This window comes from Xanthomonas pisi DSM 18956 (genome assembly GCF_001010415.1).
GTDB lineage: Bacteria > Pseudomonadota > Gammaproteobacteria > Xanthomonadales > Xanthomonadaceae > Xanthomonas > Xanthomonas pisi.
Genome location: NZ_JPLE01000169.1, coordinates 1 through 228, shown reverse-complemented (window position 1 = coordinate 228; position 228 = coordinate 1). Strand labels below are relative to the sequence as shown.

At 68.9% G+C, this 228-nt stretch carries 1 pseudogene; it reads left to right on the top strand.

What is annotated here, in order from left to right:
* Positions 1-2: 2 nt before the first annotated feature.
* Positions 3-228 (top strand): annotated as a pseudogene (locus Y887_RS17575) (glucans biosynthesis glucosyltransferase MdoH); the annotation flags it as partial.

Sequence of the window (228 nt, the reverse complement as noted above, 5' to 3'; positions counted from 1 at the left end):
CGCTGCCGCCGGAAGCGCCGCTGGCGATGCCCGAACAGAACCTGCGCGAAGGCAGACTGCAGGTGCCCCATCAACGCACCTCGCCGGTCGGCATCGGCGTGCGGCGTTTCTATTTGATCGGCGGCACCTTCGCCACCACCGCCATCGCGGTGTGGGTGATGCTCAGCGTGCTGTGGCCCGACGGCCTCAGCGTGCTGGAAGGCTGCCTGCTGGGCCTGTTCGTGCTGC